Genomic DNA, 11,978 nt, shown 5'->3' on the forward strand with positions numbered 1-11,978 from the left:
ACAGATGGCTTCTATCATCAAGAACCGCGCAATCGTCAACGATGACTGGACCGTTGTGCGTCCGGCGGAAGACGGCGCGCTGCCCGCGGTGAACGAATTGCCGGCCGGCAAACTGCTGGTGCCGCTTGCGCTGTGGCAGGCCGAACGTGAAGCGCTCGCTGCGTCGCGCAGTGCCGCCGAGATCGGGGTGTGGCTCGCGCCGGACAGCGAACCGGCGGATATCGTCGCCGACTTCGACAAGATTGCGCTGATCGCCGTGGATTTCCCGGTATTCCGCGACGGCCGTGGCTACAGCATCGGCCGCCTGCTGCGCGAACGTTATGGCTACAAGGGCGAACTGCGCGCGATCGGCGACGTGCTGCGCGATCAGATCACGTTCATGTTCCGTTGCGGCTTCGACGCCTATGCACTGCGCGCGGACAAGGACTTCGACGATGCGCTGAAAGCGTTCGACGAATTCAGCTTCAACTATCAGGGCGCGGTGAATTCGTCGCCGCTGTTCCGCCGCCGCGAGGCGGGCGAACTGCAAAAGGCGTCAGCATGAGCGACGCCCCCACGCTCACGCCGGAACTCGCCGCGAAGGTCGAGCGCCTCGATGCCCTGCTCGACTCGATCGCCGCGCGTCACGCGAATGTGAAGCTTGCCAGCAGCCTCGCAGCCGAAGACATGCTGCTCACGCACGCGATCCTCTCGCGCGGCGTGAAGATCGGCATCTTCTCGCTGAACACGGGCCGCTTGCATGCGGAAACGCTCGGTATGCTCGATCGCGTGAAAGAGCGCTATGGCTACGAGATCGAACAGTTTCATCCGCAGGCAGCGGCAGTCGAGGAATACATCGGCTCGCACGGGCTGAATGCGTTTTACGAGAGCGTCGATCTGCGCAAGCGTTGCTGCGAGATTCGCAAGGTCGAGCCGTTGAATCGCGCGTTGTCGGATGTCAGCGCCTGGGTGACGGGCCAGCGCCGTGAACAGTCGGTGACGCGTGCCGAACTGCACACGGAAGAGCACGATGCCGCGCGCGACATCGCCAAGTTCAATCCGCTGACCGACTGGACCGAAGCCGAGGTGTGGGATTACCTGAAAGCGTTCGACGTGCCGGTCAATCCGCTGCATGCGCGCGGTTATCCGAGCATCGGCTGCGAGCCGTGTACGCGCGCAATCCGTCCCGGCGAGGACAGCCGCGCAGGGCGCTGGTGGTGGGAGTCGCGCGATACGAAGGAATGCGGCCTGCACATCACGACGATTACCCCGATCCCGGTCGAACGCAGCGAAAACGCTTCGATCTGATATCTCGCTACACTGAGGGCAGGCTCCCGGTTTGAACGGGTTGAACGCCGCCCGGATCGATTTGAATACTTGTGCTCCGGCGCGCAACCGCTCGCCGGGCCATCAACGAAGGACCCGACATGAGCACCACGCTCGACTCCACTGTGAACGTTCCGCTTACCAACACGGCGAACCGTATGGATCATCTCGACTGGCTCGAAGCCGAGTCGATCCACATCCTGCGCGAACTGGTCGCCGAATGCAGCAAGCCCGCACTGTTGTTCTCGGGCGGCAAGGACTCGGTCGTGGTGTTGCACCTCGCGCTGAAGGCCTTCGGCATCGGCGCGAATCGCAAGACCGTGCTGCCGTTCCCGCTCGTGCATATCGACACCGGTCACAACTACGACGAGGTGATCGACTTCCGCGATCGCCGCGCGCAGGAGATTGGCGCGGAGCTGGTGGTGGGCCACGTCGAAGATTCGATTAAGCGCGGCACCGTGCGTCTGCGCCGCGAAACGGATTCGCGCAACGCCGCGCAAGCGGTGACGCTGCTCGAAACCATCGAACAGTATGGCTATACCGCGCTGATCGGCGGTGCGCGCCGCGACGAAGAGAAGGCCCGCGCGAAAGAACGCATCTTCTCGTTCCGCGATGAGTTCGGCCAATGGGACCCGAAGGCGCAACGCCCCGAACTGTGGAGCCTGTACAACGCGCGTCTGCATAACGGCGAACATCTGCGTGTGTTCCCGATCTCGAACTGGACCGAACTCGACGTGTGGCAGTACATCGCTCGCGAACAGCTCGAATTGCCGTCGATCTACTACGCGCACCAACGCGAGATCGTGCGCCGCAACGGCCTGCTCGTGCCGGTCACGCCGCTCACGCCGATGCGTGAAGGCGAGGTCAGCGAAAACGCGCAGGTGCGTTTTCGCACCGTCGGCGACATCAGCTGCACGTGCCCGGTGGAGAGCGATGCGGACGATATCGAGAAGATCATCGCCGAAACGGCCGTGACCGAAATCACGGAACGCGGCGCGACGCGGATGGACGATCAGGTCTCCGAAGCCGCGATGGAACAGCGTAAGAAGCAAGGTTATTTCTAAGCACACGGGGTAAGACAATCATGAGCAGTATTCATCAACCGGAAGACCTCGGCGTGCTGCGTTTCATCACTGCGGGTAGCGTCGACGACGGCAAGAGCACGTTGATCGGCCGCCTGCTGTACGACAGCAAGGCCGTGCTGAGCGACCAGCTCTCGGCACTGTCGCGCGCGAAGAACAAGCGCACCGTCGGCGATGAAATCGATCTGTCGTTGCTGACCGACGGCCTCGAAGCCGAACGCGAGCAGGGCATCACGATCGACGTCGCGTACCGTTACTTCGCTACCGCGAAGCGCAAGTTCATCATCGCCGACACGCCGGGCCACGAGCAGTACACGCGCAACATGGTGACGGGCGCGTCGACCGCGCACGCGGCGATCATTCTCGTCGACGCGACGCGCGTGACGTTCGTCGACGGCGTCGCGCAATTGTTGCCGCAAACCAAGCGTCATAGCGCGATCGTCAAGCTGCTCGGCTTGCAGCACGCGATCGTCGCAATCAACAAGATGGACCTCGTCGACTACAGCGAGCAACGCTTCAACGAGATTCGTGACGCGTATGTCGAACTCGCGCGCCAACTGGGCCTGACCGACGTGCGCTTCGTGCCGGTGTCGGCGCTCAAGGGCGACAACATCGTGACGGCGAGCGAAAGCATGCCGTGGTACGCGGGCGAACCGCTGCTGGATCTGCTCGAAGCGCTGCCGGTCGAAGTGCCGACCGGTCAGGCGCTGCGGTTCCCGGTGCAATGGGTGGCGCGCCAGGACGGCAGCCAGGCCGACGATTTCCGCGGCTACATGGGCCGTGTCGAAGCGGGCGAAGTGAAGCTCGGCGATACGATCGTCGTGTTGCCGGCCAATCGCGAAGCAACGGTTGCCGAGATCATCGCGCCGGTGGTGGGCGGCACGGCAGCAGTGGATCGCGCGTTCGCGGGCCAGACGGTGACGATCCGTCTCGCGGAAGACGTCGACGTGTCGCGCGGCGACACCTTCGTGCTGCGTGAAGCGGCGCCGGAACCGGCGAAGAAGCTCGAAGCCGACCTGTGCTGGTTCGACGACACGCCGCTGTCGACGCAACGCAAGTATCTGTTGAAGCAGACCACCAACACGGTGTTCGCGCGAATCGGTGCGATCAAGGAAGTGCTCGACGTGCATACGCTGTCGCAGGCGACCGATCGCAAGGAACTCGCGATGAACGATATCGGCCGCGTGGCGCTGACGTTGCAGAAGCCGCTGGTGTGCGACGTGTACGACTCGCATCAGGGCACGGGCGCATTCGTGCTGATCGACGAAGCGACCCACCACACCGTCGCGGCCGGGATGATCCGGGCGTTTTCGGCGTAAGCGGCGAGGGGCGGCCGGCGGCGCGATGCAGCGATGTGATGCGTCGTGGCTCGGCGCTGGCGCCCTAACCAACAGGTTGATGCAAATGGGAAAGGTTTATCTGATCGGCGCGGGGCCGGGAGCGGCGGACCTGATTACGGTGCGCGGCGCGCGGCTGCTCGGCGCCGCCGACGTCGTGCTGCACGACGCGCTGGTGGAGCCGGCCATGCTCGACTATGCGCCTTCGCACGCGAAGCGGATTGCGGTGGGCAAGCGTTGCGGGCAACTGTCGACGGCTCAGCAGTTCATCAACAAGCAGATCGTCGATGCTGCTTTGGAGCACGAGGTCGTGGTGCGTCTGAAGGGCGGCGATCCGATGCTGTTTGGCCGAGCCGATGAAGAAATGCGGGCGCTGGAGGAGGCGGGCATCGAGTATGAGGTGGTGCCGGGGATTACCGCGGCGCTCGCGAGTGCGGCTTCGCTGAAGCGGTCGTTGACGCTAAGGGGCGTGTCGCGCAGTGTGGCGCTGGCGACGTTCAGCCGTGCGCCCGGGTCCGATGAGATTCGCGAGCAGGTGAATGCGGACTCGCTCGTGTTTTACATGGGCCGCGATAGCGGGGTGGAGATCGCGCAACAACTGATCGATGCCGGGAAGCCGGTAACGACGCCAGTCGCGATCGTCGAGGCTTGTAGCACGGAGCGCGAGCGGATGTTGACGCTGACGCTCGAGGACTTGGCTGCGGGTGAGGCGCAACGGTGGGTGGACGCCTCGCAGCCTAGTTTGCTGATGATCGGCGAGGCGTTTGCTGAGCCGCGGCAGGCGGTGGTGCGAATCGTGGATGGGATGTTGGTAGCGGCGTAGTTTTGTGTTGCCCGCGTTGCCGGAGTGATCGGCGTTCGGCGACATCGCTTGCTACGGGAAAGGCGCATTGATTGCGCCTTTTTTCACATCTGGGGTCGGGCGCAGCGAGCTTGTGTCAGTGTGCTGTAGCGATGGTCCGCGGGGCGGTTTTGAAGCGCACCTGCTTGATCTGCACGGCCTTGGATGCGCCGATCCGCTTACGACTCTCTGATGCCGCCCTCGTCGATTTTGCCAGGAGGTTTGTTGCGCGGCGGGCGGTGATTCGGCTTTGAGGAATTCCCTTCGCATCCAGCGCGATGACCTGATACAACTCCAGGTCAGTCTCGACTTCTCGCTGGTAATCCTCACCGGTATCGATCAGCAGCCCCAGCAGTCTCCGCTGGCGGGATCTTTCGTCACGCGTCAGAGCGGGGCTTCTGTAGATTGATGCTGCGAGTGTGACCAGCTTGTCCAGCTGGCTTATCTGTCGTTCGATGAGTCCGAAAGCGGATAGCGCGAGTTTTTCGTATTGGAGAGCGTCGACAGGTGGGCGCGAGGCGGTTCGAAAATGCTTGGCGGATTTACTCATGTGCGATCTTCCTGAAACTTGACTGGATCGCCCGACACTCGCTTGCAAGGGGTGAGCGGGCACAGTGACAAGGTTGGCAGCCCGGCGTAGAACCCATAACCGGCAGACTCGAAAGTCTCCTTGCCACGGCCCGCCCATTGAAAGAGGACGTGCAGAGGCTAATGCCCGTCTGTAAGCACAGACCGGCGGGATCTACTGTAGGCAGACTGCCAAGCCTGACCGTCGCTGTCTTGACGGCAAAATGAGTTTAAAACGTATCACTCAGATAGTGATTGCGTGCTCACGCTAAAGAGCGTGCGAAGCCAACATTTCTGAAATTTCCGAATGGCCGCATGAATGAAAGCCACTGCGCCGAGTAAAAACTTCGGCGAAAAACGTAGGGGATGGTTGATGAAGTACCGCGACGGCGCGCGCAGCGCCGCCGGAAGAATGACTGCTTTGTCACTGACGCGGAGTGTGCGGGAACACAGATTCCAGATGCACCACTGCCCCCTCCAAGCCAGGGGACCCGCTTAAGAATTAGCGGTTTAAAGCCGCTTTCTTTGCTTACTTTCTTTGCGGCATGCAAAGAAAGTAAGTGCCGCCCCGCACAGGGGCAACGCTAATAGACCGATGAGAATTCAAGGAAAGGCCAACGCCTTAAGAGCACCGCAAAAGCGCGTCGCAGAAAGACAAAAACAAGCCTCAAACTAGCCGCAAACAATATTGCGCGACGGCGTCGAGAACCGACTCCTCCTCCCCTACAGCGACTGCGCACTTGATCTCAAGAGAGGGGTACAACGCCCGACACCGCTCGATGATCTCAGGCAAATCCTTCCTGACATGCCCACCTTGCCCAAAAAAAACAGGCACAACGGTGACCACATCACAGCCCTGAGCAACAAGCCCACCCACCGCGGTAGGCAAATCCGGCTCCATCAACTCGAGAAAGGCCAACATCACAGGCCCGGCCGCATCGCCAGAGCCACGCACGGCCCGCAGCTTGTCAGCCAACCTCTCAAACGGCTCCCGCCACCGCCCATCCCTCGCGCCATGCCCAAACAGAACCAACCCATGCATAGCCATGACGATAACCCCTAATGCCGATCAACCCACTTCAACCCGACCAACCCAAGCACCAGATAAACGAGCCCAGGCGTAGCCGCAGTCAAAGGCGCAGGCCAGGTATTCAACGTCCCGATATGCGAGAACAGCGTATTGAACAACTGGAAGCTCATGCCGAGCATAATCCCGCCGAACACCTTCACACCTACAACCCCCGCCCGCGTATGCAAATACGCAAACGGCAACGACAACACCAGCATCACGAACACCGCAAACGGATACAACACCTTGCGCCACAGCGCGATCTCATAACGCTGGGTGTCCTGATGATTTTCGGTCAAATGCTGGATATAGCGGAACAGATTGAACATCGACATCCGATCTGGCGCCACGAGCAGCACTGACAGAATCTGCGGCGTCAATTCCGAGCGCAGCGAGTATTCCGGCAACGACACCTGCTTCGCGCGATACACCGGATTCAGCGCATCGGCCGGCGTGCCGGGAGGAGGGGGCACATCGATCAGTTGCGTATCGGTCACGCCCGTCAGCTGCCAGTGCCCCGGCGGCTGAAAGCGGCCACTCTGCGCGGTCCGCACGTTCGACAACCGGAACTTCGAATCGAACTCGTAAATCCGCACGTTGGCGATCGTCGCGTCCGGCTTCAACTCGCCGACGTTCACGAAGCGCGTCACCTGCTCGCCGTCTGCGCGCGCGGTGAGCGTGTCCTTCACCCACACGCCCGACTGAAAGTTGGACGACACCGACGAACCCAGCGCCTCGAGCCGCACCCGCTCCGACAACTGATCCGTGTACGGGCCGACCACTTCGCCGATCAGATACGTGAGGAACACGAGCGGAATGCCGATCTTCATCAGCGAGCGCAGCGCCCGATTGGTGGCGAGGCCGGACACGCGAAAAATCGTGTACTCGGAATTCGCCGCCATTTGCGCGAACACGTAGATCGCGCTGATCAATGCGGCGACCGGAATGATTTCGTAGAAGCGCGACGGCGTTTGCAACGCGACGCGCAGCACCGCGTACTGGAACTTGTAGTTGCCGTGCCCGATCGAGTTCAGTTCGTTGATCAGGTCGAAGAAGAAGAACAGACCCGAAAACGCAAACAGAATGAAGATGAACGTGAGATAGATCTGACGCGCGAAATACCTTTCATAGATGCGCATCGCTCAGGCTCCCTGCGAACGGCTGAACATGGCCCGCGTGAAGAGCGGGCGGTTGCGCACGCGCAGCCAGAAGATGAACGCGACGATCGCCGCCACGATGACGTGCAGGATCACGAGGCCCACGCCGAACGACATCTTGCCCTGCTCGATCCACGACTGCACCACGTTCAGCAGATTCGAATACGTCAGATAGATCAGCACGGCCATCACCAGATTGATGGTGCGGCTGCGACGCGGATTCTGATGCGCAAGCGGAATGGCGAGCAGCATCAGGTTGATCGCGATCAGCGGCAGCCCCGCGCGCCAGGCGAATTCCGCGAGGTTTTCTTTGGTCGGATTGCGCAGCAGCGTGAGCGTGGGCGTGCCGGTGGTGGTCGGCGTATTGACGACCGGCTGGCTCTGGATCTTCACGCCATAGCGCTCGAACTCCATGATGCGGAAGTCGGGATGGCCAGGCTCGCCGTCATAGCGCCGCCCGTTCTCCAGCACGACGAAGCGGTCGCCATTCTTGTGCGTCTCGGTATGGCCGAACTTCGACACCACCACGTTGACCTTGCCGCCTTCCGTGCTGGTCACGAACACGTTCTCCACGCGCCCCTGGTCGGGTGACATCTTCTCGATGAAGAACACCCGGTGGCTCGCAGCCGACTCGCGGAACTGGCCCGGCGCGAGCAGCGAGACCTCGTCGCGCTGCTGGAAGCGCGCGCGGATCAGCTTGCTCTGCTGGTTCGACCACGGCCAGCCGACGAACACGAAGAACATGATGAGGATGATGATCGGCGTGGCAAAAATACCGATGGGCTTGATGAATCGCGTGAGGCTCACGCCCGAGGACAGCCACACGACCATCTCGGAGTCTTTGTACCAGCGGGTGAGGACGAACAGGATCGACACGAACAGGGTCGCGACGAGCATGATCGCCAGATAGCCGATCACGGTGAGGCCGATCAGGACCAGCACGTCGCGCGGGTCGATCTCGCCCTGGGCCGCGAAGCCGACGATGCGGATCATCATCGTCGTCAACACGAGCGTGAGGAGAACCATGAACACGGCACCAGCCGTATACGCGAGTTCGCGCTGGAGGGAGCGTTCGAAGATCATTATTGATGACGAGAGGGGGCGCTCTCAGAGACGCGCGGGTTTGTTCCCGTCACGCCTCCGGTGCAGCCGCCGCGGGAAAAATAGCGGATAATTGCGGCTTTCATCCTAAGCCCAGATTTTATCCGAGGACAAGCGCGATGGACTTTAGCATAAAAGCCTGTGATTGGACCAAAGGCTCGTCAAACGGTTTCCTGACCGGGAAGTCGGATTGCATCGTAATCGGTGTGTTCGAGTCGCAAACGCTCTCGGGCGCGGCACTTGAGATCGACGAGGCCACCCGCGGCCTGCTGACCCGCATCATCAAGGCCGGTGACATGGACGGCAAGGCCGGCACCACGCTGTTCCTGCACGAAGTGTCGGGGATCGGCGCGTCGCGCGTGCTGCTGGTCGGCCTCGGCAAGCAGGATGCCTTCAACCAGAAAGCCTACGGCGACGCCGTGCGGGCCGCATGGCGCGCGCTGCTGTCCACCAAGATCGTCCAGGTCACCTTCACGCTGGCCCAGTTGCCGGTGCTCGAGCGCACCGCCGATTGGGGCGTGCGCGCCGCGATCCTCGCGCTGCGCGAGCTGACCTACAAGTTCACGCAGATGAAGAGCAAGCCGGACAACTCGGCGCGCGCGTTGAAGCGCATCGTCTTCAGCGTGAACACCGGCGACGAGAAAGCCGCCAAGCTGGCCGCGAAGCAGGGCGCGGCGCTCGCCAACGGCATGGACCTCACGCGCGACCTCGGCAACCTGCCGAGCAACGTCTGCACGCCGAGCTACCTCGCCAGCACCGCGAAGAAGCTCGCCAAGGACTGGAAGCTGAAGGTCGAAGTGCTCGGCGAGAAACAATGCGAAGCGCTCAAGATGGGCTCGTTCCTGTCGGTCACGGCCGGCTCGGTCGAACCGGCGCAGTTCATCGTACTGCAGTACCAGGGCGGCGCCGCGAAGGCCGCGCCGGTGGTGCTGGTCGGCAAGGGTGTCACGTTCGACACCGGCGGCATCTCGCTGAAGCCGGGCGAGGGCATGGACGAGATGAAGTACGACATGTGCGGTGCCGGCTCGGTGCTGGGCACGTTGCGCGCGGTGGCCGAAATGGGCCTGAAGATCAACGTGGTCGGCATCATCCCGGCGGTCGAGAACATGCCGTCGGCCACCGCCACCAAGCCGGGCGACATCGTCACCAGCATGAAGGGCCTGACGATCGAAGTGCTGAACACCGACGCCGAAGGCCGCCTGATCCTGTGCGACGCGCTGACTTACGCCGAGCGCTTCAAGCCGGCCGCGGTGATCGACATTGCCACGCTCACGGGCGCGTGCATCATCGCGCTCGGCCATCACAACAGCGGCCTCTTCTCGAAAGACGACGCGCTCGCGGGCGAACTGCTCGACGCGTCGCGTGAAGCGTCCGACCCGGCCTGGCGTCTGCCGCTCGACGACGAGTATCAGGACCAGCTGAAGTCGAACTTCGCCGATATCGCCAACATCGGCGGCCGCCCGGCGGGCAGCGTCACGGCGGCCTGCTTCCTGTCGCGTTTCACGGACGCTTATCCGTGGGCGCATCTGGATATCGCCGGCACCGCGTGGAAGAGCGGCGCGGCGAAGGGCGCCACCGGCCGTCCGGTGCCGTTGCTCGCGCAGTTCCTGATCGACAGGGCCGCTGACGGTCGCACTGCACAATGACGCATTGCAGTAAGCCTGCGGGCGCAGTCACAACCGCCGAGGCAGAAGCAGGGAAGAGCCGCCGATGACGAGAATCGATTTTCACTCGAACGTCGGCGACTCGCTGCTGTATGCGTGCCGGCTGCTGCGCAAGGCGTATCAGGCGGGCCAGCCGACCATCGTGCTGGCCGAGCCTGCGCGCCTGCGGGCGCTCGACGACCAGTTGTGGACCTTCTCGCCGCTCGACTTCGTGCCGCACTGCATGGCCGGCACGCCGCTCGCCGCGCAAACCCCGATCGTGCTGACCACGAGTCTCGACGACGTGCCGCATCACCAGATACTGCTCAATCTCGGGGCGACGGTGCCGGCGCAGTTCGCGCGCTTCGAAAGATTGCTGGAAGTGGTCGGTAACGCACACGAAGAACTCGTTGCGGGCCGCGAGCGATATCGCTTCTATCGCGATCGCGGCTATGCTTTGAACAACTACAAGCAAGGCAGTTAGGTTTCATCCGCCTGCATCGCGCCGGGTTCGTCGTGCGGAGTGGCATGACCGACGGTTGCGATTTGCTGGCATCCTGCTTCGGCTTCGACTCAAACACGGAGAGCGCACGTGTCCGACCCCAACGATAATTCGATTCCGGTTCTGCATGAGATTCTCGTACCGGGCCGCGTGCCCCAGGCGCGCGAAGGAACCGCTGATGCACCGGCGGCTCAGCCGGCGCCTGAACAATCTGACATGCCGCGGGAACCCGGTTTCAGGGCGGAACCCGCGCTTGCGCCGCAACCGGTGCAGGCGAACGAACCCGGCCTGACGCCGGAGCCCGCGTTGGCGCCGCAACCGGTGCTGGCGCCGGAGCAGACGCGCGCGCCGGAGCCGGTTCTTGCGCCAGAGCCTGCGCATGCGGCAGAACCCGCTTTCACGCCGGCCTCTTTGGCTGCCTCACAAGCCGCACACCCAGCGGAGCCCGTGCTCGAACCGCAGCCGCAAGCGCTGCATACGGTGGAGCACGCTCATCCGAAGAGGCGTTTGCGGCTGCATCACGGCACTGAGCGCGAAGATCACGGGCATGTATCGCCGGGTGTTTTCGACCGAGCCGAACCGGGCGCGCCGCTCGAAGCGGGCACGATCGTGCCGCCGGACATCGCTCACGAAACCGCAGTCGCCGCGCCACCGCAGCAGGATCTCGACGCGGACGCGATCGCCGAGCGTCTGCGCGGACGCTTCGCGGGTTTCCTGACGGGCGAGGGACGCGGCATCATCGAAGCGCGTTGCCATGATGCCTTGCAGGAGCACACCACGTTGCTCGTCAGCCAGATCACGCGCGAAGTGGCGCTGACGCTGGAAACCGAAATGGCCGGCTGGGTGCGTGAAGCGGTGGAAGAGGAGATCACGCGGCGCGCGGGCCGCGGCTAGGCGTGCGCGGCGGATCGTACAAGGCGGCGTCGCTAAGGACGCTCGCACCGGGCGCCTTCATGCGGCGCCCGTTTCATTTGAGCGTCAGCACCCAGGCCGCCAGCGTGGCCGCCTGATCGGGCGTGAGTTGGGTATTCGCGGGCATCGGCACCGGACCCCACACGCCCGTGCTGCCCTCCAGAATCTTGCGCTTCAGGTAAAGCGCGGCGTCTTCGCGTCCCGCATATTTCGCCGCGACCTCGTGCAGTGCCGGCCCCATGAAGGAGCGCGTGACCGAATGGCAACTCATGCAGTTCTGCTGCTGGGCCAACACGAGACCGGCGGCGGCATGCGCCGCCGGACTGCCGGTGCTCAACGTGGCGCCCAGCATGACGGCTGCTGCGACCGCTGCATACGACATTGATTTCATTGTGGTCTCCGTCGGTGCAGGTGCCCGACTCGTGGTGCGAGCATTATAAAAGGAAAGGGGCGCACGTTTCC

The 11,978-nt window shown here is 62.8% G+C and carries 13 protein-coding genes; 8 read left to right on the plus strand and 5 right to left on the minus strand.

The annotated features are described in order from the left end of the window. Nucleotides 1-4 precede the first annotated feature (4 nt). The 5 genes from B0G69_RS10115 to cobA all read left to right on the plus strand — a co-directional run bounded on the left by B0G69_RS10115 (nucleotide 5) and on the right by cobA (nucleotide 4,547). Entirely contained in the window at nucleotides 5-544 is a 540-nt protein-coding gene (locus B0G69_RS10115) for a DUF934 domain-containing protein (RefSeq protein WP_121316748.1), read from the plus strand. Then, the gene (locus B0G69_RS10120) at nucleotides 541-1,287 is read left to right on the plus strand and encodes a phosphoadenylyl-sulfate reductase (RefSeq protein ID WP_121316749.1); all 747 of its coding nucleotides are present in this window, start codon (nucleotides 541-543) and stop codon (nucleotides 1,285-1,287) included. The genes B0G69_RS10115 and B0G69_RS10120 overlap by 4 nt, the downstream gene beginning before the upstream one ends. A 119-nt stretch (nucleotides 1,288-1,406) precedes the next feature. Further along, entirely contained in the window at nucleotides 1,407-2,369 is a 963-nt protein-coding gene (gene cysD, locus B0G69_RS10125) for a sulfate adenylyltransferase subunit CysD (protein ID WP_121316750.1), read from the plus strand. 20 nt (nucleotides 2,370-2,389) lie between these two features. Further along, complete coding sequence (locus B0G69_RS10130) at nucleotides 2,390-3,706, plus strand: GTP-binding protein (protein WP_121316751.1); 1,317 nt, start codon at nucleotides 2,390-2,392, stop codon at nucleotides 3,704-3,706. 85 nt (nucleotides 3,707-3,791) lie between these two features. Continuing rightward, nucleotides 3,792-4,547: a uroporphyrinogen-III C-methyltransferase gene (gene cobA, locus B0G69_RS10135; protein WP_121316752.1), complete on the plus strand. Its 756-nt coding sequence runs from the start codon at nucleotides 3,792-3,794 to the stop codon at nucleotides 4,545-4,547. A gap of 115 nt (nucleotides 4,548-4,662) precedes the next feature. Here cobA and B0G69_RS10140 read toward each other — a convergent pair whose 3' ends face one another. The 4 genes from B0G69_RS10140 to lptF all read right to left on the minus strand — a co-directional run bounded on the left by B0G69_RS10140 (nucleotide 4,663) and on the right by lptF (nucleotide 8,441). After that, nucleotides 4,663-5,115 (minus strand): hypothetical protein, encoded by a 453-nt coding sequence (locus B0G69_RS10140; protein ID WP_121316753.1) that lies wholly within the window; start codon nucleotides 5,113-5,115, stop codon nucleotides 4,663-4,665. A gap of 684 nt (nucleotides 5,116-5,799) precedes the next feature. Next, nucleotides 5,800-6,180 carry a CbiX/SirB N-terminal domain-containing protein gene (locus B0G69_RS10145; protein WP_121316754.1) on the minus strand — a complete coding sequence of 127 codons (381 nt, stop codon included), beginning with the start codon at nucleotides 6,178-6,180 and terminating at the stop codon, nucleotides 5,800-5,802. Nucleotides 6,181-6,191: 11 nt separating this feature from the next. Then, nucleotides 6,192-7,340 carry an LPS export ABC transporter permease LptG gene (gene lptG / locus B0G69_RS10150; protein ID WP_121316755.1) on the minus strand — a complete coding sequence of 383 codons (1,149 nt, stop codon included), beginning with the start codon at nucleotides 7,338-7,340 and terminating at the stop codon, nucleotides 6,192-6,194. Nucleotides 7,341-7,343: 3 nt separating this feature from the next. Further along, a complete protein-coding gene (gene lptF / locus B0G69_RS10155) occupies nucleotides 7,344-8,441 on the minus strand; it encodes an LPS export ABC transporter permease LptF (protein WP_121316756.1) in 1,098 nt (365 codons plus the stop codon). Nucleotides 8,442-8,578: 137 nt separating this feature from the next. Here lptF and B0G69_RS10160 point away from each other — a divergent pair, with 137 nt between their 5' ends. The 3 genes from B0G69_RS10160 (at nucleotide 8,579) to B0G69_RS10170 (ending at nucleotide 11,498) form a co-directional block, all read left to right on the plus strand. Next, nucleotides 8,579-10,105, plus strand: coding sequence for a leucyl aminopeptidase (locus tag B0G69_RS10160; protein ID WP_121316757.1), 1,527 nt, complete (start codon nucleotides 8,579-8,581; stop codon nucleotides 10,103-10,105). 64 nt (nucleotides 10,106-10,169) lie between these two features. Next, nucleotides 10,170-10,586 carry a DNA polymerase III subunit chi gene (locus B0G69_RS10165; RefSeq protein WP_121316758.1) on the plus strand — a complete coding sequence of 139 codons (417 nt, stop codon included), beginning with the start codon at nucleotides 10,170-10,172 and terminating at the stop codon, nucleotides 10,584-10,586. Between the two features lie 108 nt (nucleotides 10,587-10,694). After that, a complete protein-coding gene (locus B0G69_RS10170) occupies nucleotides 10,695-11,498 on the plus strand; it encodes a DUF2486 family protein (RefSeq protein ID WP_121316759.1) in 804 nt (267 codons plus the stop codon). Between the two features lie 73 nt (nucleotides 11,499-11,571). Here the strand turns inward: B0G69_RS10170 and B0G69_RS10175 are convergent, their stop codons facing one another. After that, nucleotides 11,572-11,907, minus strand: a complete 336-nt coding sequence (locus B0G69_RS10175; RefSeq protein WP_121316760.1) for a c-type cytochrome — start codon at nucleotides 11,905-11,907, stop codon at nucleotides 11,572-11,574. Nucleotides 11,908-11,978: the final 71 nt, after the last annotated feature.

Origin of the sequence: Paraburkholderia sp. RAU2J, assembly GCF_003634845.1 — a bacterium.
Taxonomy (GTDB): Bacteria; Pseudomonadota; Gammaproteobacteria; order Burkholderiales; family Burkholderiaceae; genus Paraburkholderia; species Paraburkholderia fynbosensis.

Bases quoted from the DNA above. Each gene is read 5' to 3' on its own strand.
- B0G69_RS10115 (WP_121316748.1), top strand. From the start codon at position 5: ATGGCTTCTATCATCAAGAACCGCGCAATCGTCAACGATGACTGGACC.
- B0G69_RS10120 (WP_121316749.1), top strand. From the start codon at position 541: ATGAGCGACGCCCCCACGCTCACGCCGGAACTCGCCGCGAAGGTCGAG.
- cysD (WP_121316750.1), top strand. From the start codon at position 1,407: ATGAGCACCACGCTCGACTCCACTGTGAACGTTCCGCTTACCAACACG.
- B0G69_RS10130 (WP_121316751.1), top strand. From the start codon at position 2,390: ATGAGCAGTATTCATCAACCGGAAGACCTCGGCGTGCTGCGTTTCATC.
- cobA (WP_121316752.1), top strand. From the start codon at position 3,792: ATGGGAAAGGTTTATCTGATCGGCGCGGGGCCGGGAGCGGCGGACCTG.
- B0G69_RS10140 (WP_121316753.1), bottom strand. From the start codon at position 5,115: ATGAGTAAATCCGCCAAGCATTTTCGAACCGCCTCGCGCCCACCTGTC.
- B0G69_RS10145 (WP_121316754.1), bottom strand. From the start codon at position 6,180: ATGGCTATGCATGGGTTGGTTCTGTTTGGGCATGGCGCGAGGGATGGG.
- lptG (WP_121316755.1), bottom strand. From the start codon at position 7,340: ATGCGCATCTATGAAAGGTATTTCGCGCGTCAGATCTATCTCACGTTC.
- lptF (WP_121316756.1), bottom strand. From the start codon at position 8,441: ATGATCTTCGAACGCTCCCTCCAGCGCGAACTCGCGTATACGGCTGGT.
- B0G69_RS10160 (WP_121316757.1), top strand. From the start codon at position 8,579: ATGGACTTTAGCATAAAAGCCTGTGATTGGACCAAAGGCTCGTCAAAC.
- B0G69_RS10165 (WP_121316758.1), top strand. From the start codon at position 10,170: ATGACGAGAATCGATTTTCACTCGAACGTCGGCGACTCGCTGCTGTAT.
- B0G69_RS10175 (WP_121316760.1), bottom strand. From the start codon at position 11,907: ATGAAATCAATGTCGTATGCAGCGGTCGCAGCAGCCGTCATGCTGGGC.